The 20191-nt window shown below is 60.1% G+C and carries 20 protein-coding genes and 1 tRNA gene; 10 read left to right on the forward strand and 11 right to left on the reverse strand.

Features of this window, described 5'->3' with window-relative positions; all coding sequences use genetic code 11:
• Positions 1 to 4 precede the first annotated feature (4 nt).
• Positions 5 to 679 (reverse strand): hypothetical protein, encoded by a 675-nt coding sequence (locus tag QHC67_RS15770; protein ID WP_319295721.1) that lies wholly within the window; start codon positions 677 to 679, stop codon positions 5 to 7.
• 265 nt (positions 680 to 944) lie between these two features.
• Between QHC67_RS15770 and QHC67_RS15775 the strand changes: the two genes are divergently transcribed.
• Positions 945 to 1676, forward strand: a complete 732-nt coding sequence (locus QHC67_RS15775; RefSeq protein ID WP_319295723.1) for a Crp/Fnr family transcriptional regulator — start codon at positions 945 to 947, stop codon at positions 1674 to 1676.
• Between the two features lie 15 nt (positions 1677 to 1691).
• Here the strand turns inward: QHC67_RS15775 and QHC67_RS15780 are convergent, their stop codons facing one another.
• From QHC67_RS15780 to QHC67_RS15790, 3 genes are all read right to left on the reverse strand, one after another.
• A complete protein-coding gene (locus tag QHC67_RS15780; protein WP_319295725.1) occupies positions 1692 to 2303 on the reverse strand; it encodes a TIGR02281 family clan AA aspartic protease in 612 nt (203 codons plus the stop codon).
• A 139-nt stretch (positions 2304 to 2442) separates the two neighbouring features.
• Complete coding sequence (locus QHC67_RS15785; RefSeq protein WP_319295726.1) at positions 2443 to 4197, reverse strand: diguanylate cyclase; 1755 nt, start codon at positions 4195 to 4197, stop codon at positions 2443 to 2445.
• 429 nt (positions 4198 to 4626) lie between these two features.
• Positions 4627 to 4701, reverse strand: a tRNA-Val gene (locus QHC67_RS15790).
• A 163-nt stretch (positions 4702 to 4864) separates the two neighbouring features.
• Here QHC67_RS15790 and QHC67_RS15795 point away from each other — a divergent pair.
• The gene (locus tag QHC67_RS15795; protein ID WP_319295727.1) at positions 4865 to 6190 is read left to right on the forward strand and encodes a dicarboxylate/amino acid:cation symporter; all 1326 of its coding nucleotides are present in this window, start codon (positions 4865 to 4867) and stop codon (positions 6188 to 6190) included.
• An 8-nt stretch (positions 6191 to 6198) separates the two neighbouring features.
• On the opposite strand, the gene cpdR is transcribed toward QHC67_RS15795, so the two are convergent.
• Positions 6199 to 6576, reverse strand: coding sequence for a cell cycle two-component system response regulator CpdR (gene cpdR / locus QHC67_RS15800; protein ID WP_319295749.1), 378 nt, complete (start codon positions 6574 to 6576; stop codon positions 6199 to 6201).
• Positions 6577 to 6734: 158 nt separating this feature from the next.
• Here cpdR and QHC67_RS15805 point away from each other — a divergent pair, with 158 nt between their 5' ends.
• On the forward strand, positions 6735 to 7661 hold the full coding sequence (locus tag QHC67_RS15805) for an N-formylglutamate amidohydrolase (RefSeq protein ID WP_319295729.1): 927 nt from the start codon (positions 6735 to 6737) through the stop codon (positions 7659 to 7661).
• A gap of 238 nt (positions 7662 to 7899) precedes the next feature.
• Here QHC67_RS15805 and QHC67_RS15810 read toward each other — a convergent pair whose 3' ends face one another.
• A complete protein-coding gene (locus QHC67_RS15810; RefSeq protein ID WP_319295730.1) occupies positions 7900 to 8670 on the reverse strand; it encodes a SapC family protein in 771 nt (256 codons plus the stop codon).
• A 195-nt stretch (positions 8671 to 8865) separates the two neighbouring features.
• Here QHC67_RS15810 and QHC67_RS15815 point away from each other — a divergent pair, with 195 nt between their 5' ends.
• A complete protein-coding gene (locus QHC67_RS15815; protein ID WP_319295732.1) occupies positions 8866 to 9807 on the forward strand; it encodes an ABC transporter ATP-binding protein in 942 nt (313 codons plus the stop codon).
• Entirely contained in the window at positions 9804 to 10574 is a 771-nt protein-coding gene (locus QHC67_RS15820; RefSeq protein ID WP_319295733.1) for an ABC transporter permease, read from the forward strand. Before QHC67_RS15815 ends, QHC67_RS15820 begins: the two co-directional genes overlap by 4 nt.
• 73 nt (positions 10575 to 10647) lie before the next feature.
• Here the strand turns inward: QHC67_RS15820 and glpX are convergent, their stop codons facing one another.
• From glpX to QHC67_RS15835, 3 genes are all read right to left on the reverse strand, one after another.
• Positions 10648 to 11616, reverse strand: coding sequence for a class II fructose-bisphosphatase (gene glpX / locus QHC67_RS15825; protein ID WP_319295735.1), 969 nt, complete (start codon positions 11614 to 11616; stop codon positions 10648 to 10650).
• A 145-nt stretch (positions 11617 to 11761) separates the two neighbouring features.
• Positions 11762 to 13108, reverse strand: coding sequence for a homoserine dehydrogenase (locus QHC67_RS15830; RefSeq protein WP_319295736.1), 1347 nt, complete (start codon positions 13106 to 13108; stop codon positions 11762 to 11764).
• A gap of 95 nt (positions 13109 to 13203) precedes the next feature.
• Positions 13204 to 13968 (reverse strand): hypothetical protein, encoded by a 765-nt coding sequence (locus QHC67_RS15835; RefSeq protein WP_319295738.1) that lies wholly within the window; start codon positions 13966 to 13968, stop codon positions 13204 to 13206.
• Positions 13969 to 14349: 381 nt separating this feature from the next.
• Here QHC67_RS15835 and QHC67_RS15840 point away from each other — a divergent pair, with 381 nt between their 5' ends.
• The 5 genes from QHC67_RS15840 (at position 14350) to QHC67_RS15860 (ending at position 17390) form a co-directional block, all read left to right on the forward strand.
• A complete protein-coding gene (locus QHC67_RS15840; RefSeq protein WP_319295739.1) occupies positions 14350 to 15006 on the forward strand; it encodes an energy transducer TonB in 657 nt (218 codons plus the stop codon).
• Between the two features lie 86 nt (positions 15007 to 15092).
• Positions 15093 to 15863, forward strand: coding sequence for a MotA/TolQ/ExbB proton channel family protein (locus tag QHC67_RS15845; RefSeq protein ID WP_319295741.1), 771 nt, complete (start codon positions 15093 to 15095; stop codon positions 15861 to 15863).
• A gap of 98 nt (positions 15864 to 15961) precedes the next feature.
• Positions 15962 to 16450, forward strand: coding sequence for a biopolymer transporter ExbD (locus QHC67_RS15850; RefSeq protein WP_319295742.1), 489 nt, complete (start codon positions 15962 to 15964; stop codon positions 16448 to 16450).
• 24 nt (positions 16451 to 16474) lie between these two features.
• On the forward strand, positions 16475 to 16897 hold the full coding sequence (locus QHC67_RS15855; RefSeq protein ID WP_319295744.1) for a biopolymer transporter ExbD: 423 nt from the start codon (positions 16475 to 16477) through the stop codon (positions 16895 to 16897).
• 160 nt (positions 16898 to 17057) lie between these two features.
• The gene (locus QHC67_RS15860) at positions 17058 to 17390 is read left to right on the forward strand and encodes a PilZ domain-containing protein (RefSeq protein WP_319295745.1); all 333 of its coding nucleotides are present in this window, start codon (positions 17058 to 17060) and stop codon (positions 17388 to 17390) included.
• 107 nt (positions 17391 to 17497) lie between these two features.
• On the opposite strand, the gene QHC67_RS15865 is transcribed toward QHC67_RS15860, so the two are convergent.
• Both QHC67_RS15865 and QHC67_RS15870 read right to left on the reverse strand, forming a co-directional pair.
• Positions 17498 to 19135, reverse strand: coding sequence for an alpha-glucosidase (locus tag QHC67_RS15865; protein WP_319295747.1), 1638 nt, complete (start codon positions 19133 to 19135; stop codon positions 17498 to 17500).
• Between the two features lie 161 nt (positions 19136 to 19296).
• Positions 19297 to 19944: a methyltransferase domain-containing protein gene (locus QHC67_RS15870; RefSeq protein ID WP_319295748.1), complete on the reverse strand. Its 648-nt coding sequence runs from the start codon at positions 19942 to 19944 to the stop codon at positions 19297 to 19299.
• Between the last annotated feature and the right edge of the window lie 247 nt (positions 19945 to 20191).

Raw genomic sequence — 20191 nt, forward strand, 5'->3', positions numbered from 1 at the left:
ACAGTTACAGCGCCTCGATGTCGAACACCGCACGCATCTCCCCCTCCCGCTCGGACGAGTACAAGCCAAAGCAGGCATACAGGGCGCGCGTCCCATAGCTGAAACTGCCCTCATGGTCGGCGAAGGGTTGTCCATTGTGCGACACGAAGACCCAGCCACTTTGATCGTTGCGGAAGTCGATCGTGAAGTGCTCCTCCCGACCCTGAACTGCTTCCACCTGCTTCAGTATCGTGACTGCGCCATCAAAGGACCGGAGCCGCACGCGATAGTAGAACTTGCCCTCGTCCGACCGTTCGAGGATCAGCCGCAATGGCCCTGTGGGGTCCTCCTTGTCCGTCGGGAGCTTCCTCGCGTGAAGCTCGAAAAGATTGATCCAGGCGCCCGGCGTATCGCCAGTGGCAAAGCAGGACTTCGCGAGCTTGAACTTAAAGGCAATGTGGCCCTTGGCGCCTGCCGGATAGGGGCTCTTCCACCCGTCCAGACGGACGCGGCGCACATTCGAATGATCGCTTCGCCGCCGATCCCCTTTATTGGAAACGAAGCGAAACAAGCCGGAAGACGGGATGACGCAGCCCGCCCGCGGTTGTTGCTGGAACGCCCGGCCGAGATGGACCACGAAATCCTGCGTATCTGATTCTAAGCTGATGCCATTCTCCTGGCGCTTCTCATAAAGTGGCACTTTTCCTGGCCCACGAGTCTGGGAGGCAAGGCACGATTGGTCAACAGCCGGACAGATCTGGCCCCTTTCCATGCGCAGTTCGGAAGTGCCACTGGCGAAGGATGCGAGCCGGAGCCTGTGGATACCGGGCGCCAACTGCCACGTGCGAACACGATATAGGTTAACTCGCGCAAGGCGATATGTGTTAAGATGGCTCATCGTTGCTACGCTCGGCTTGCATCGACTGAGAGTTATGCGTGCTCCCGCCTCGTTTGTGGGAGTCACCATGGAACATCCGATCAACCCGCTTGAGTTGCTCGTTCGCCGGCTGAGGACGCATGCACCTCTTTCGCAGGCGAGCGTCGACGCCATACTGGCATTGCCCTGTACGATGCGAAATCTTGAGCCGGAGGCCTATCTGGTGCGAGAGGCCGAGAAGATCTCCGTCTGTGCCATATTGGTCTCCGGCTACGCCTACCGTCAAAAGCTCACAAGTGACGGAACGCGGCAGATCGTGTCGCTGCATGTACCCGGCGAGCCGCTGGATTTCCAGCATCTGTTCCTCGAAGTCGCCGACCACAATGTCCAGGCATTGACCACGGCCCAGGCTGCCCATGTACCGCACGAAATGATGCGGAATCTCATCCTGTGCAATTCCGAGATCGCGCGCGCGGCGATGGTATATCTTTCCATAGAAGCATCCATCTTCCGCGAGTGGGTGGTGAACGTCGGTCGCCGGGAAGCGAAAGGCCGGCTGGCGCATCTGCTTTGCGAATTTGCCATCCGGCTCGACACGCAGGGACTGAGCGGATCGGACGGATATTATCTGCCCATGACGCAGGAGCAGCTTGGAGATGCTCTCGGCCTGACGCCGGTGCACGTCAACAGGACCATCCGAGCACTGGAACTGGAAGGGCTCATCAAGCGCGACAGGCGGAACATCGCCTTTCCCGACTGGAAGGCGCTAGCGCACGTCGCCGACTTCAACACGCGATACCTTCATATCGAACAGCATTGAGACAAAACGCTGATTTTAGCCGCTCTTGTGCGGGACAAGAACGAGCGTGCGCCCTTCGACGCGCCATGAGGCAAGCTGCGACAGGAAGTTCATGCCCAGGATATCGATCGGACCCAGCGCTGGGGAGATGACGACCTTGAGGTTGCTGGCCTCGATGCTGCCAAGGACGAACCTGTCGACTGTGCCGGTCTGTGCAGGCACGGTACCGTTGGCGGTGCGCATGATAACCGGCAGCAGGCCGGAGCTTCGATCGACGGAGGCGAGACGCGCCGTCGGTTCCGAAAGCGCGGTGATGGTCGCGCCGCTGTCGACCAGCATCCTTCGCTCGACGCCATTGATCGCCGCACGCGCCCAGAAATGACCGTCTGGCGACATCCGGATGCGAATTTCGTCGCCCTGCACGTTCTGGTCATCGAGCCCCAGGCGCGCGGTAAGCCGCGACAGGGTGGGATCGAAGGGCGCTTGCTGGAACAGGACGAAGATACAGAAGGCAAGCAGCGCAAAGGAGAACAGCGCCCTGATGACGCGACCGACGAAGGGAATCTTGAACAGCAGGAACAGCACCAACGCAACGCCTGCTGCGTATAGCGCCATGTGCTGCCCTTGGAGATCGATCGTAAGCGGCATGATGGTCCGTTGCTGGTAGCCTTTGGAAACCATCAGGCGCGGCTATTTGATCCGTGCGGGGTCGCTCTGGGGTAAAAGATCGCTCTCAGGCGGCGCTTCGGTCCTGCCGCGCGAGGGCCTTTTCGACGCGATCCCGCCCCTAGGTCTTGGCTCGCAGCAAGGCGGCGTCTGCGGTTTGGACGAGGCGTTGGAGGGTGCAGTGCTCCGGCGCGGTCGCCACGCCGACCGACACAGTTACCGGCCCAAGCTCCTCGCCGTCGTGTACGACGCGTAATGCGCCGATCCGCGCCCTTATCTCCTCGGCGCGCGCTGCCGCTTGTTCCGGTTGCAACTCGGGCATCAATTGCAGAAATTCCTCACCGCCGAAGCGGAACGCCAGACCGTGTTCGCGAGTCAGCGTTTTCATGACGGTTCCAACCGCGCGGAGAACGGCGTCCCCTGCATCATGGCCGAACACATCGTTGAACCGCTTGAAATGATCGACATCGAGCATCAGGCAGCTGATCGGCTTGCCAAGCCGGTCGGCTTCCGCAAGCTGAACCTGCAGCACGTCGTCCAGCTGCCGCCGGTTGGCAAGGCCCGTCAGGGGATCGGCCATCGCCATTTCGCGGAGGGCATCGCGCAGGCGCAGGTTGGCCAGCGCCAGGCCGATGTTCTCGGCAAGCATCCGCAGATAGATCTCGGACGTGGCGGGCTGTCCGGTGCGGTCGGGAAGCGGTTCGAAATAGAGTAGCCCCAGCGTTTCGCGCTGTGCCGTCAACGGCAGGCAAAGCGAATCGACAAGCGCCCCCTCATCCGCCTCCAGATGATCGCAGGGAACGTCGACGGCTTCGCCCGCAGGCCGGTGCGGAAGCCCGCGCCGCAGCGCCCAGCACGCTATCGGCGAGAATTCACGGCGCGAATGCACTGGCCCGAGCCAACTGCATGCTTCGGCAACGGCGTTGCGGCTGTCGTCCAGAAGATAAAGCCGCCCGGCGAGACTGGGGGCGATCTGGGGCGCAAAGCGCTGGATGACTTCCTTGAGATCGAGCAGCGTATCGCAGCTCTGCATCCGCTGCGTCATCCGCGACAGAAGGTCGCGCAAGGCCCGGTCGGCATTACGCTCTTCCTCCAGCCGTTGCCGCTCCAGGCCATTTTCGCGGAACACGCGGATCGCCTGCGCCATGTCGCCGATTTCATCGATCTGGCCATAGCTGGGCGCCTCGACGGCGTAATCCTGAGCCGCGAGGCGGCTTACCACGTCGCTCAGCCGCACTACCGGGCGCAGGACGCGTTGCTTGAACACGAAAAAGAGGACACACAGGAACAGCAGGCCGGTAGCGGCAAGGACGACTTCGGAAATCGTCTTCCACAATCGCGCCATGTCGGTTGCGGCCGACACCTCGGCCTCCACGCGCTGGTCCAGCCGATATTGAAAGCGCTCGACCATGGTCTTCGCACGATCAAGTTCACGCTCATATTCGGCACCGAACAGAAGGCGGCGAGCCGTGGCTTCGTCGCCGCGTTTGTAGGCCGCTATGGCTGCGCGTTGCTCGTCCTGGAGCGCATCGGCCCATCGTACCGCCTGTTTCAGTGCATTTATTTCATCGAGGCTGGCGCCGGCGTCGCGCACATGACGGACCCGGTCTTCGACCGACCGCAAGCTAGCAGCCTCGCGGCGGTAGAGGAGAAGGTACGTAGGGTCGGCGGTATTGACGTACTGACGGGCCTGTTCGGTAAGCGCGTTGATGTCGGAACCGAACTTGGATGTCAGTTGATCAAGCTGGTAACGCTGGTCCACGGCGGCTCGTTCATGCTGCTGCGCGTTCGACGCCAGGAGCATAGAGGTGCCAGATACGATGGTCAGAAAGACGGTCGCGCCATAAGCCCAGTTCGTGATAGTCGCCAAACGCATGGCGGGGTTATACGCTTGAACTTGCTTTGGAAACGTTAACGCAATCTCGAAGAGACGGCTTCTGCACCCGCTGTCCTTCAGGAGTGGGATGGGGTTCGGTCAATAGGGCCTAGGTATTTTTCCGGATTGATGGAGTCGCTCTCGCTCCGATATCCAACCTTACAGCGTATTTCATCTTTCGCTCGGCTCGCTTGGTTGAATTTCCGTTTCCTGCAGGCGGATCTTTGTGCGTTCGATGGCAAACCGCGACGTCTCTCGCGCCGTTCTGGCGCGGAGGATCAACTTCCGTACATGATCTAGATCAATCTGCGGATTCATTACGTCGGCATAATGAACAGAGCTGGAGAAGCCATAACGTATGTTGGGCCGCTGCCGCCCCAGCTTGATTTGTCCACAATAAAAAACCCCGCATCTCTGCGGGGTTTTTCATGGTGGGCGTGGCAAGGATTGAACTTGCGACCCCTGCGATGTCAACACAGTGCTCTACCACTGAGCTACACGCCCACGAGGAAGGCAGCCATTAGCGAGGCTTCGATAGCCGCGCAAGCGGGAATCGCGCTTTCATCCGTTGAAGCCTCTGGCCGCATTCAAGTCTTGCGGCCATGGAAGTTACTGGACACCGCCGCCCGGCGCGGTACGGTCGATAGCAACAGGGGAACGCCAAAGCATGTTGCCGCAATCCGTCGATCAGTCGCCCGAACGCCTCCCTTTCTATCGTCATCTTTATGTTCAGGTTCTTGTCGCGATAGCACTGGGCGTGACGGTCGGGCACATCTGGCCCGAAACGGGGGCAAGTCTGAAGCCGCTGGGCGATGCCTTCATCAAGCTGGTGAAGATGATCATCGCTCCCGTCATATTCCTGACGATCGTAACCGGCATCGCGGGCATGAAAGGGCTGGGGGCTATCGGGCGGGTCGCTGCCAAGGCATTTGCCTATTTCCTCACCTTCTCGACGCTGGCGCTGTTCGTTGGCCTGATCGTTGCCAACCTGGTGCAACCGGGTGCTGGCCTCAACATCGATCCCGCTACGCTGGATGCAGGCAGAGTCGCAGACTACGCCCATAAAGCCCATGACCAGACGCTGACGGCATTCCTGCTCAACATCATCCCGTCCACGCTTGTTTCGGCGGTAGCGGAGGGCAACATCCTCCAGGTGCTGTTCGTCGCCATCCTGTTCGGGATCGCCCTGACGCTGATTGGCGACAAGGCAGCGCCACTGATGGCGGTACTCGATTCCGCCAGCCATGCGATCTTCCGCCTCGTCGCGATACTGATGAAGGCGGCGCCCATCGGCGCATTCGGCGCAATGGCCTTCACGATCGGCGAATATGGCATAGGAACGCTCGCCAATCTGGCCGGGCTGGTTGCGACTTTCTATCTTACGTCATTGCTCTTCGTACTGGTCGTTCTGGGCGCGGTGGGATGGTTTGCAGGCTTCAACATTTTGAAGCTCATTGCCTATCTCAAAGCCGAACTGCTCCTGGTGCTGGGCACGTCTTCTTCCGAAGCCGCGCTGCCGAGCCTGATCGAGAAGATGGAGCGGGCAGGGTGCCGCAAATCCATTGTCGGCCTGGTCGTACCGACGGGATACAGCTTCAATCTGGATGGCACGAACATCTACATGACGCTTGCGGCGCTGTTCATCGCGCAGGCGACCAACGTCCATCTCAGCCTCGAACAGCAATTGGCGCTGTTGCTGGTCGCAATGGTAAGTTCGAAGGGCGCAGCGGGCGTCACCGGAGCAGGGTTCATCACCCTTGCGGCCACATTGTCGATCGTGCCGAGCGTGCCTGTGGCCGGTATGGCGCTGATCCTGGGCGTTGATCGCTTCATGAGCGAATGCCGTAGCCTGACCAACTTCATGGGCAATGCCGTCGCCACCATCGTAGTATCGGCATGGGAGGGCGGGCTGGACCGGAACCGCCTGAATGCCGCCATGGCGGGCAAGCCGCTGGACCCTGCGCCGGGCACAGAGGAAATCATCCCCGACTGAGCTATGTCTCAGTTCAGGCCGGAAGCGCTTTGCTGGCCGAACATACGCTCCACTTCAAGCACGAGATCGCGCAGGTGGAACGGCTTGGACAGCACCTTGGCCTGCGGCATAGCCTTGCCTGCCTTGAGCGTCACGGCCGCGAAGCCGGTGATGAACATCACGCGCATATCGGGTGCGATGGTCGCGGCCTGCTGCGCCAGCTCGATCCCGTCCATTTCCGGCATCACGATATCGGTCAGCAGAAGATCGAATCGTTCCGCTTTGATGAGTGGCAGCGCCGCCGTGCCGCGATCCACTGCGACAACCTCATAGCCGGACCTTTCCAAGGCCCGCGCCAGATACTGCCGCATCGCATCGTCATCTTCCGCCAGCAATATCCGAACCATGGTCGTCATCAGTCTTTCCGTTCCGGCCGGCATGTCGCACTGGCACGGTGCTGCACCCGCAATTGCGCGGGGCTTGGCATCAGACCTTACCTTATGCGACAAGGACTTAACATTTTCCAGCCGCGCGGACTCTTTCCCGGGGCAAAGAAGGGAATTTCATGACGGGCACGGCAGAGCCGGAATGGACCTTTTCGCCGCTGGCGCGACCCCTGGAGTCCGCGCCTGCCTTTACCCGCTACGGGAGCGCCGGAGATCTGAGGGCGCCGCTCAGCCCGATCGTCATATCGGTGCCCCACGCGGGGCGCGACTATCCCGCATGGCTCCTGGCCCAGGCCCGCGTTCCGGCCGCGGTCCTGCGAAGGCTGGAGGACCGATATGCCGATTTGCTGGTCCATGGCCTTATCGAGCGCGGCTGTGAGGTGCTGGTGGCGCGGGCCCCACGCGCGCTGATCGACCTCAATCGCGACGAGCGGGAGATCGACCCCGTGATGGTGCGCGACCTGCCCTATGGCGCGGGCCTTTATCAAAGCGCGAAACTGCGCGGGGGCCTCGGGCTTTTCCCGCGCCGTCTGCATGGCGCGAATGACTTGTGGCGGCAACCTTTCGACTGGACCGAACTCCAGGGCCGTATCGCGCAGGTGCATCGGCCATATCACGCCGCGCTCGAAGCGATGATGCAGCGGGCAAGGGACGCATATGGCTATGCGATATTGCTCGATATACATTCCATGCCGCCCTTGCCGCCAACCGCCGAGCAGGGATCTCCGCAGGTGGTGCTTGGCGACGGTTTCGGCCGAAGTGCCTCGGGCCGCCTCATCATGCGCGCGGAGGCGGTGATTCGGGCAAGGGGGATGACGGTGGCGCAAAATCATCCCTATCCCGGCAACTACCTGATCGCCCGACATGGCCGTCCTGAAAAGAACTTCCATGCGCTTCAGGTGGAAATCGATCGCAGCCTTTATCTGGATTCGTCGCTGGACCGAGCGTGTGATGGCGCATCGGCTATTCAGGCCCTGCTGGTGGAACTCACCGCGACGCTCGCGGATGAATGGCAGGCGCCGGCCTTTGCACAGGCAGCGGAATGACCCGGATCAACTAGGCCCCAAGAAAAAACCACCCCGTTGTTAAACGGGGTGGCCAAGGTTCAGGGAGGAGACGTCTCCGAGGAGACATCAATGCAACACACCCGAAAGGGGGGCAGGTGCGCTGCATGTCCATGAATTAAGGGCATGGTTTGAAAGTTTCAAGGCAGATAAGTGAAAATAAGTGCGCTTTGGCAACCTTTTTTTCTAACCTGCCTCAAGAATCCAGAATTCATCGCGGTTATTGCGACACCGGAACGTTCGGCATTTTTCCCTGTTCGATCTGCTGCTGGAAGACTTCACGCATCAGTTGCAGCGAAAACAGGTGGGCATGGATGAGGGGCAGCATGCCATTCTGGCTGATCTTGCGAAGCTGATCGCCACGCATGTCGCGCAGCTTTTCTTCATTCACCATCTGGAAGCCGCGATACACGAACGGTTGATCGTTGTTCGGCATCTGGATCGACACTTCGCCATCCATCAGCAGGTCCAGGCCCTTGAGGTCGGCAACGAACTGGCCGGTGCGCGCGGCAGACTGCTCGAACTCCTCGCAGAATTTGAGGATGTTGGTCGTCAGCTCGGTCGGCTTGCCGTCTTCCAGAAGGAGATCGCCGTCATCGAACTGGCCGATGGTCGGGCTCGTCGGGTCGAAGCAGAGCGACAGCTCATCGCTATCCGGACGCAGCTTGGCGAGCATCCAGGGATAGCGGCGAACATAGGCAGGGACGTAGGTCGGGCCGCGCAACTTGCCCTCGTCGTCGAGGAACGTGTTGATGCCTTCGTTCAGGCCCATCAGCGCCAGCGGCACCGGATCGTTGCCTGACGAGAAGATGATCGGCACGAAGCGCTGCGCCGTGATGAACTCATCCACCGTGAGCGGCACGGCATGTTGATTGGTCAGAAAGGGCGCGGAGTCCGATGCACGGAAACGGAAATCGCCATGCTCCTGGCTGTTGAGCGGAATGAGGTCATTGTAGAAAATGGGCAGTGCGTTGTTCGGCGCGGTGGCCATATAGTCTCTCCATGGATCGAAAGCGCAAGGGACCGCGCGGTGCTCGTCGGATGGGGTCAGCGCAGTAATGATCCCACGGGCCCGACGCAATCGCTTTGTCTTGAGGCCGCTGGTATCGTTCCCATGCTTTCGCCTTGCAAACCGCCGCGCCTCTCTTACCTTCAGGCGCAACATATAAGGGGCTTTCGCCGCATCATGGCATCCATCATCAGTATCTCGGGCCTGACGAAGCGATACGCGTCAGGCCACATGGCGCTGCACGACATCGATCTCGAGATCGAGGAAGGCGAAATCTTCGCGCTTCTCGGGCCCAACGGTGCTGGGAAGACGACGCTCATCTCGATCATCTGCGGCAATGTGAACGCCAGTGGCGGCAGCGTCACCGTGGCGGGACATGACATCGTGCGGGACTATCGCGGATCGCGCGCAGCAATCGGACTGGTGCCTCAGGAGCTGCATACCGATCAGTTCGAGAAGGTGATCTCCACCGTGCGCTTCAGCCGGGGCCTTTTCGGCAAGCCGCGCGACGACGCGCTGGTCGAGAAAATCCTGCGCGACCTATCGCTGTGGGACAAGCGCGACGCCAAGATCATGGAGCTGTCTGGCGGTATGAAGCGCCGGGTGATGATCGCCAAGGCGTTGAGCCATGAACCCCGCGTGCTGTTCCTGGACGAGCCTACCGCCGGCGTCGACGTGGAACTGCGCCGCGACATGTGGGCTCTGGTGAGGCAACTGCGCGAAACGGGCGTCACCATCATCCTGACCACGCACTATATCGAAGAGGCCGAGGAAATGGCCGACCGGGTTGGCGTGATCAATCGTGGGCAGCTTATCCTGGTCGAGGACAAGACCACGCTGATGCACAAGCTTGGCAAGAAGACGCTGACAGTCATGCTGGCGGATCCGCTCGACGTGGTCCCGCCGGAGCTTGCCGAATGGGATGTAACCCTGAAGGGGGAGGGGCATGAGATCGAGTATCTGTTCGACACCCATGCGGATCGAACCGGCGTATCATCATTGCTGCGCCGGCTGGGGGACCTTGGGATCGCCTACAAGGACCTGAATACGCGCCAGAGCAGCCTGGAGGATATTTTCGTCGGTCTCGTCCACACGCCTGTCGAGGGAGCCGCGGCATGATCCACTTCAGCCTCAACGCCGTGCGCGCAATCTATCAGTTCGAGCTGGCGCGTTTCGGCCGCACTCTCCTTACCAGCCTCGCGACGCCGGTGATCACGACTTCGCTTTATTTCATCGTGTTCGGCTCCGCGATCGGCAGCCAGATGAAGGAAGTCGGCGGGATTCCCTATGGCGCCTTCATCGTGCCGGGGCTGATCATGCTGTCGATGTTCACGGAGAGCATCTTCAATTCGAGCTTCGGCATCTACATGCCCAAATTCACTGGCACCATTTACGAACTGCTCTCCGCACCCGTCTCCGCGCTGGAGACGGTGGTCGCCTATGTCGGGGCCGCGGCAACCAAGTCATTGATCCTCGGGCTGATCATATTTGCGACGGCGCACTTGTTCGTGGATCTGCCGATCGCGCATCCGGTCCTGATGGTCGGTTTCATGGTCCTGATAGCGATCACCTTCTGCCTGTTCGGCTTCATCCTGGGCGTCTGGGCGCAGAGTTTCGAACAGCTTCAGGTGATACCGCTACTGGTCGTCACGCCGATGACCTTCCTCGGCGGCGCGTTCTACTCGATCCACATGCTGCCGGAGCCCTGGCGGACGATCACGCTCTTCAATCCGGTGGTGTACCTGATCAGCGGATTCCGCTGGACCTTCTTTGACAAGGGCGACGTCAGCATTGGCTGGAGCATCGGCATCGTAGCGGCCATGCTGATCGCCTGCATCGCGATCATCAGCTGGATGTTCAGCACCGGCTATCGCTTAAAGAAGTAACTTCGCTTGAAGAAGTAACGGCGCCCCCCCCTTTCGGAAAGCGCCGCCTTCATTCGTTCATGACTCGCAGGAGTCAGGCGGAGCGATGTTCGCCCTTGACCCAGCGGACCGTACCGGAGCTGGCGCGCATGACGACGCTCTCGGTCGTCATCTTGCCGCCGGGGAGGCGCTTTACGCCTGCCAGCAACGACCCGTCCGTCACACCGGTGGCCGCGAAGATGCAGTCGCCGATAGCCAGTTCCTTGAGATCATAGACCTTGTCGAGATCCGTGATGCCCCACTTGTAGGCGCGAGATTTCTCGTCATCGTTGCGGAACAGCAAGCGGCCCTTGAACTGGCCGCCGACGCAGCGCAGCGCAGCGCAGGCAAGCACGCCTTCAGGAGCGCCGCCGGAACCCATGTACATGTCGATCGTGGTTTCGGGGTTCGTGGTCGCGATCACGCCCGCTACGTCGCCGTCCGGGATCAGCATGATGCCGCACCCGATCGCGCGCAGCTCGCCGATCAGCTTTTCGTGGCGGGGGCGGTCCAGCACGCACACGATGATATCGCCGGGTTCCACGCCCTTGTGCGCAGCGACTGCTTCGACATTCTCCCGCACCGACTTGTTAAGGTCGATGATGTTGTCGGGATAGCCGGGGCCGACCGCGAGCTTCTCCATGTACACGTCAGGCGCATTCAGCAGTCCGCCTTCTTCGGAGATCGCGAGCACCGCCAATGCGTTCGGACCCGCCTTTGCAGTGATGGTGGTGCCTTCCAGGGGATCAAGCGCGATGTCGATCTTGGGCCCGGTGCCGATGGCATTGCCGACCTTTTCGCCGATGTAGAGCATGGGCGCTTCGTCACGCTCGCCCTCGCCAATCACGACAGTGCCATCCATGTAGAGATCGTTGAAGGCGATTCGCATGGCTTCGACAGCGGCAGCGTCGGCGGCCTTTTCGTCGCCACGACCGATCAGCTTGGACGCGGCAATCGCCGCTGCTTCGGTGACTCGCACCATCTCAAGCACAAGAACGCGATCCAGGATCGAACTCGCCTGCATATGAAAAACCCCTTTATCCTGCCAACTGCCAATGCTGCATATGCACAAGGCGATAGGCGGTGGATGCTACCTTGTCGAGAAGCGTAAGGATAAGTTTGTGCTGTAATCGCGACATAACCCACGGCTGGCTTGCCGTTGCTTGGGATCAGTCGAGAATGTGCATGACCATCGGCTGATCGAGCAGGCTGTCGGAACCCGCCAGCCGTGCCAGCGTGTCCGCAACGCAACGTTCCGCCCCTGCATGCGTGACGATAGCGACGAGGACGCCCTGATTGTGCGGATCGCCCGATGGCGCCGTCCCCCGCTGGATCATGCTCTCGATAGAGACACCCGCGTCGCGGGTCGCGGCGGCGATCTCCGCCAGAACGCCGGGTCGATCGGCGACCCTGAAGCGTACGTAGCTTCGTCCCAGGCGGGCGCCCGTATCCGCTTTCGTCTGGCCATCCAGTGAGGCGACAGGCATTGCGAAGGCATCGCCATATTCATCGCGGGCGACATCGATAAGGTCGGCGACCACAGCAGAAGCTGTCGGTCCATCGCCCGCGCCCGCGCCCTGGAAGAACAGGCGTCCGACGAAATTGCCTTCCGCAACTACGGCGTTCAGCGAACCATCCACATGGGCGAGGGGATGGTTGAGCGGCACCAGCATGGGATGCACGCGCTGGAACAGCCCATCTGCACCGTTTTCCGCCATTCCCACCAGCCGGATGCGATAACCCAGTGCGGCGGCTTCGGCGATGTCCGCAGCGATGACATGGCGGATGCCGGTGATATCGACCGCGCCGAAATCCAGCCGGGTGCCAAAGGCCAAGCTCGCCAGAATCGAAAGCTTATGGGCGGCATCCACTCCGTCGATGTCGAAGCTCGGGTCCGCTTCCGCATATCCCAGTGACTGCGCATCCTTCAGCACATCGGCGAAATCTTGGGGAGCGCCGGCCTCCTGCGCCTTTTCCATGGTGGTCAGGATATAGTTGCAGGTGCCGTTCAATATCCCATAGACCCGGCCGATCTCGTTTGCCGCTGCGCCTTCGCGCAGCCCCTTGATGACCGGAATCCCGCCGGCAACCGCCGCTTCGTATTTGAGCGCCACCCCGGCCGCTTCCGCAGCGCTTGCCAAAGCAAGGCCATGGTGTGCAATCATAGCCTTGTTCGCAGTGACGAAAGGCTTGCCCGCAGCCAGGCACTGCCTCGCAAGCGTGAGCGCCGGGCCGTCCGACCCGCCGATCAGTTCCACTATTGCATCGACATCGTCGCGCTGAACGAGGCTCGTCATGTCGTCCACCCATTCGTAGGCCGCCAGATCGATGCCGCGGTCCTTCGACCGGTCGCGCGCCGAGATCGCAACGATCTGGATAGGCCGCCCCGACCGTCGGGCGATCAGCGCTCCATTGGTTTCCAGCAGACGGAGGACGCCACCCCCCACGGTGCCAAGTCCGACAATGGCCACGCGCAGGGGCTTAAGGCCGTCCGGCCGGTGATCCGTTGTTTCCATGTTCGGCTTCTGCAACCCCAATTATCGACTGGCGGGCTGATATACGGGGGAAGGGCCATTTCCAAGACCTATCGCTCCAAACCGGCGGGGCCGTGTCAGCGAATCGCACGCGTCCGTCCGCAAGGTCCCAGCCGCTCGACTATCAACTGGTAATCCGTCCGCGCAGCCTCTGCGTCCGTTACTGCAAGCGTACGTACGGCGCTGGAGGGCAGGGACGGGGGCAGGCTGCAGGCAAGGCGATACCAAAGCAATGTACCAGGGTTGGGCGATTCGGCCGCCTCATCGACGATCTCCCCTAGGGCCACTGCCCATTTCGCATCCTGGCCCGGACGGCGGATCACGGACAGGGACACGGGCTCGCCACTGTCGGTTCGCAGGAATATCTGGGTCTCGCCTTCACCTTGAACCGTACCTGCGACATGGAATGCGTCGCCCAGCCCAAGGATCTTCGGCGGGGATTTGGCGGCTAGCAGTTCGGAGACGAGCGTGCGGACGACTGATTCGGTTTCGCCGCTCCAGTTTACCTGCCCGTCGGGCGCGACGAGCTGGATTTCACCGGGTCGCGAAGTGGGCCGGGCAAAAAGCAAAACGGCCCGCTTCTTGAGCTTGATCGGCTTGCCGCGCGCATCGACCGGCACGTCGTAAATGTAGCTGAGCATTGGCGCTATTCCGCCTTCGCCGCGAATCAGGGCAACTGCTTTGGCTCTGATGTAAGCGCGCCGGAACCCTTGGCGTAATCCCGCAGATTGCGCCGGCTTCAGGAACATGACGTCCGCTATTTCAGCTTTCACCACGACCGTCGCAACCGTCGCGAGATCGGCCAGATCGGCGTATGATAATACCGGTGCGCTCCCCGCCATAATCGCCGGTTTTTCGGGCGCAGGCTGTGCCGTTGCAGGACAGTAAAAGCCAAGAATACAGGCGTTTGCGGCAAAAAAAAGGCGCCTCGCAGTCGAGCTTTTAGCGTGGGCAATGGAGGAAATCATACGCATGTTCGTTCGACCTGATGAATGCGTGGCGATGATACCACAGGCAAGTAATTTCGACATTCGTGCGCGAAAGCAATCGATGTATTTGATAAAGCGTTTGCGTCACGCGTTTGGCCGCGATAGGAGTTGCAGAGATAGCAAATAAGCGGACTAGGGCCATAAAGATGGACGGGCTACCCGGTCACCTTGTGGCCAATGTTGTCCATAGGTCGTCATTTTTCAAGAAGCCGAGTTAAGGAGTGTCGTTGCTGAATGGCTTATGCTGACCACTCAGAGGGTTCGAGTCGCACGGTTTCGATCGTCATCGTTGCCCTGATTCATGCTGTTCTAGGTTACGCGTTCGTCTCCGGTCTTGGCATGCAATATGTCAAAAAGGCGGCGGAGGAACTGAACGTCATAGATGTTAAGGAAGAACCGCCGCCACCGGACGAGGAGCCGCCGCCACCGCCGCCGGACCAGCCTATCGAGCCGCCGCCGGTCGTAGCGCCGCCGCCGATCGTCCAGACGCCGGCGCCCGCGCCGCCGATCCAGACAGTGCGCACGCCGCCGCCGGTCTTCAATCCGGTGCCGGTAGCTGCGCCGCCGCCACCACCGCCGCCTGCGCCGAAGGTGGCAGCCAGCCGGGCTGCTCCACGCGGGTCGCCGGGTGGCTGGATCACCGACGCTGACTACCCCAGCCGTGCGCAACGTGAAGAACGTTCGGGTACCACGGGCTTCAAGCTCGACATCGGTCCAGACGGACGCGTGACGAACTGCACCGTCACATCTTCCAGCGGACATGCCGATCTTGATGCAGAGGCGTGCCGTCTCCTGCCTCGCCGCGCGCGCTTCAAGGCTGCGGTCGGTGCCGACGGTCAGCCTATGGCAGATAGCTTCAGCAGTCGCATCGTGTGGACACTGCCGAAGTAAAGATGCCGCGTTGAATTTCGGGGCGGTCCAGCCAAGTCGCCGGATCGCCCCCATTAACTGAACCCAATGAGAGGGAAGTCACGAACATGTTGATGTCTATCGCAGCCGCCGCCGCCCCGAAGGCAGCAGCCAACCCATATGGTCTTATGGAAGCGCTCGAGCAGGGCGGTGTTATCGCCTGGACCGTTTTCATCATCCTCGTCGGCATGTCCGTCGGCACGTTCTTCATCCTGTTCACCAAGCTGATCGAGCAGCAGAAGGTGATCAACCAGTACAAGAAGGTTCGCCAGGTGTTCTGGCGTTCGGCCAATCTTCGCGAAGGCTCCGCCAAGCTGGAGAAGAACTCGGCCTATAAGCAGCTCGTCGATGACGGCATTGCTGCTCAGGAACAGCACGGCAAGCTGACCGATCCGGTCGAAGCGCATGACTGGCTGCACGGTTCGCTTGCACGTTCGGAAAACGCGATCAACTGGAAGCTCGGCGGCGGTCTCGCCTTCCTTGCAACGGTGGGTTCGACTTCGCCGTTCGTGGGTCTGTTCGGTACGGTTATCGGTATCTACCGCGCTCTGATCAAGATCGGTGCGTCGGGTCAGGCATCGATTGACGCCGTTGCCGGTCCTGTCGGTGAAGCTCTGATCATGACCGCGCTCGGTCTGGTCGTCGCGGTTCCCGCCGTGCTTGCCTACAACTTCCTGCAGCGCCGCAACAAAGCGATCGCGGAGGACCTCAGCTCCTTCTCGACGGACCTGCTCGGCTACATGGTTTCGAACGGCGCAGTTAAGCCGGTAGTCACGACCGGTGGTGCCGCTACTGCTCCGGTTACAAAGCCGGTTGCTGCTGCGCCGACCAAGGCCTGATTGCAAGGGTGCCTGGAAGCAGCGGGCTGCGCTGCGTCCAGGCACCTGGCTCCGCTTCGCAATCGGGGTCAAAGACAGACATGTTAGGATACTGATAAATGGCAATGAGTGTTGGACCCGGCGGCGAAGACGCGCCGATTAGCACGATCAACACGACGCCCCTCGTTGACGTCATGCTCGTGCTGCTCATCATCTTCTTGATCGCCGTTCCGGTCGTGATCCAGACGGTGGATCTCAATCTGCCGAAGGTGGCTTTCGAGCCGACGACCACAAAGCCGGAGAACGTGTCGCTGTCCATCAACACGGGCGCGGACGGTAGCTGCCAAGTATACTGGAACATGACCAAAGTCGACTCGACGGATCTGTTGAATCGTGCTGTGGCCAAGCTGGAAGCAGACATCAAGAAGGTCGGTGGCATCGAAAACATGACGCCGGAGGATCTGCCCGAAGTGCATATCCGCGGCGACATCAACACACCGTACCGGTGCATCGGTGGTACGATTTACACCATGCAGCGCGCTGGCTTTCCGAAGGTCGGTTTCATCTCCGAACCCGATCCCGCCTCGCTGCATATCCAGCGTCTCTAAGAGACCGAACAGGAGTTTTTGACAATGGCAATGGCTGCTGCCTCTGAAGATGGCGAGCCGATGATGGAGATGAACACGACGCCGTTGATCGACGTCATGCTCGTGCTCCTCATCATGTTCATCATCACCATCCCGATCCAAACGCATGCCGTGAAGATCGACTTGCCGCAGAACGCGCCTCCGACCGATAGCGTCGTTGACCCTGTGAAGAACAAGGTCGCTATCGACGCCGGTGGTACGATCACCTGGAACGGATCGCCGATCGATCTGCTGACGCTGCGCCTCTACCTCAAGCAGTCTCTCTCGCTGCCGGTTGAGCCTGAGTTGCAGTTCCAGCCCGATGCGCAGACGCGTTATGTCGTGGTCGATCAAGTGCTTGCGGAAATCAAGCGTGCCAATGTGACGAAGCTCGGCTTCGTCGGTAACGAGCAGTACGGCTCGTTCTGACGCGGTAGCAGATTGATGCACTACGTTGCCCAAGGGCAGCGCCGCCTGGAGAAAAAGGGGTCGCGATTTGCGGCCCCTTTTTTCATCCGTGATTAACAGGCTGGTCATTCTTGCGCTGTAGGGTCTGCTCATCATTTCCAGCACAAGTACGTGACCGATCATGGCCGCCAGAAATATCAAACCGGGATTTGACAGGTCCGACACCCGCCACAAGGTGCAGATCACCGTCAAACTTCGGCGTCCGGGCGAGAGCTGGTTCACCAGCCGCATCTCCGATCTTTCAGCGACCGGATTTCGATTGCAGACCTTCGTGAAGCTGTCCGAAGGCATGGAGTTGTGGATCATGCTTCCGGGATTTGAAGGACGTCGCGCTCAGGTGATGTGGGTGGTTGATCACGAGGCCGGCTGTACCTTCGAGCGGCCGCTGCATCCGGCGATCTTCGACCATATCGTCAAGGTCGCGAAAAGCTCGCTTGGCAAGACTACGCTATAAGCTCGGGCTTCTTGCAAAATCGAATCAGTGGCCTGCTATAGGCATGACGGGATGCAGCACCCTCGCGGGCCGTGCGTTTCGCCACTCATCAGCCGCCGTTTTCCGCGCTAAGACATAATCTCCGCAACCAGCCCGCTAAATGGTGGGAGATGATCCAAGCCCGCGCCATTAACGGCCTCTACTATACCAAGACCTGCCGGACTCGGAGGTGTCCAGTGCAGGTCTGCGGCCCCAAGGTTGAACGCACAGAGGAGTGCCTGACCGTCATGGCCGCGCTCGATCACCAGCAGGTCTCCCTCCGCTTCGATCACCTCAAGGCTTCCATATCGAAGGGCAGGCGAAGAGTTGCGCAAGGCCACAAATCTCCGTGTCTTTGCCAGCAATGAGGTCGGATCATTTTCCTGTTGATCGACGGCAAGTGCGGCATGGTCGTTCCCTACCGGAAGCCAGGGTTCCGCTGAACTGAATCCCAGTGACGGAGCATCGGCCTGCCACGGCATAGGTGTTCGCGCGCCGTCCCGGCTCAAGGTCAGCGGCCAGTTGGCAATGGCTTCGGGGTCCTGTAACTTCTCGAAAGGAATATCGACCTGGGTCAATCCCAGTTCCTCACCATAGTACAGGAAGATGTTGCCGCGTAAGCAAGTGAGCAACAGCATCTTTACCGCGCCGAATGCCTCCCGTTGTGCGGGGCTTGCCCAGCGCGAAATGGCCCTCGGCGCATCGTGATTCTCGAAGGCCCAGCTTGGCCACCCCGTGCCAGGATTGTCAGGCCAGAGCGCCATGACTGCAGCAATCACCTGTGGAGTGAGCGCCGGAGCATAAAGGAAATCGAATCCATAGGCGCTGTTGAAGCGGCTGGTTCCTTGCGTGAACAGCTTCATCTCGCGCTCGGCATCGTCTCCGCCAACTTCCGCAACCGTGAAACGGGCGCCGTAGCTGTCCGTCAATGCCCGCAGCCGTTCGATGAAGGCTGGAATGTCGTCGTGACTTTGGTTGTAGATCTTCAGTTGATAATCGAAGGGCCGGGTTCTCAGCTTGCCAGTGTCCGGTGCGGGCGGATTGTCGCGCATCAACGGATCATGCATCGCAAAGTTGATCGCATCCACGCGAAACCCGTCGACGCCTCGATCAAGCCAGAACTTTGCCGCGGCAATCAGTGCCTGCTGCACAGCTTCTTCATGAACGTGCAACTGCGGCTGCGACGAGAGGAAGTTGTGCAGGTAGTATTGACGGCGCCGGCTATCCCACGTCCATGCGGCGCCTCCGAAAACGGACTGCCAGTTGGTTGGTGGCGATCCATCAGGCTTTGGATCGGCCCAAACATACCAATCCGCCTTGCGATTATCCCGGCTCGACCGGCTTTCTCTGAACCAGGGATGCTCGTCCGATGTATGGGCATATACCTGATCGATAATGACCCTGATATTCAGTGAATGGGCACGCGCGATCAGTGCATCGAAATCGCTCAGGGTGCCGAAGATCGGATCAACGTCGCAATAGTCCGAAACGTCATAACCGAAGTCTTTCATTGGCGACGGGAAAAAAGGCGAGAGCCAGATTGCCTGCACACCTAACGATGCAACATGCTCCAACCTGGCGGTGATCCCCGGCAGGTCGCCTACGCCGTCGTCATTGGAATCCTGGAAGCTGCGGGGATAGATTTGATATATGGCGGCTCCTCGCCACCATGTATCTGCATCCGTCTGTGGCTGGTGAGGGTGTTCGCTCGCGTCCATGTTCACCATCTGCCTCCAATGATCTGCGTCGCAAGCCCTCTCCCCGAAATGCAAGGGCCTTGATCTGGAGATGATGCCATCAAGAGGTCAGCGAACGTCGTAAAGCGCAAAACTCCTGCTCGGCCACGCAACTTTCCTGAAGATACCCGCCGTAGCCGCATCTTTCATGGTCAAGCGGCCTGGGCCAGTGACTCGTCCTTGCGGGCCTTGAACATCCGGCATGGTGGTATATTCAACCATTCGACGGCATGTTCTACATTTGAAAAATTCGGCGTCAGAAGCTTTTCGACGAATCGGGAATATTGGTACACCAGAAAGGTGCCGCCTGGCCGAAGCGCCGCATGTGTCTCAGCGGAAATCGCCGCCCCAACGCCCTCCGGCAAAGTCGAAAACGGCAAGCCTGACAAGATATAGTCGGCCTGTGAAAAGCCATGCTCTGCGATAATCCGCCGGACATCTGCGGCGGATCCATGCACGGCGCGAAACCGATGATCGGCTATATCGGCGCTCAGATAGCGAACAAAATCGGCGTTGGTGTCGATCGCGATCAACATCGCATCGGAGCGCATCCGGTCGAGAATAGGGCGCGTGAACGTGCCCACGCCTGGGCCATATTCGACGAAGAGCCGCGTCGTCGACCAGTCTACCGGCTCGAGCACGGACTTTACGAGAGAAGGAGAAGAGGGAATGATCGACCCGATCATAGCCGGGTGCTTCAGAAACTGGCGGAAGAATGTCGCACTAGGGCGCAGGGCCCGGAACGCTCTGGCCACTGGTCCATGTGACTTCTGCAGCTTCTTCAGTTGTACGGTCGCCATTCAGTCCCTGCCATATTCTTTATCCAAACCGCGTCGCAAAAATGGAACCGTTTTGCAAGGGCGCCATCCTGCCGCAAAGTTAACGCGCCTAGGGGCAGCTTGTTCAATTAGGTTTCCCCGCTTGATCCGAGCAAAAAAAAGGGCCGGTCAGATGACCGGCCCGAAAAGTTTAGCAGGGTGCGGAAATAGGGTCGTTCGGGGATCGATCTGAGGACTTCGACAGTTTGACGTCGGTCATTTGAAGCGT

This window comes from Sphingobium sp. (genome assembly GCF_033795625.1).
Lineage (GTDB): Bacteria > Pseudomonadota > Alphaproteobacteria > Sphingomonadales > Sphingomonadaceae > Sphingobium.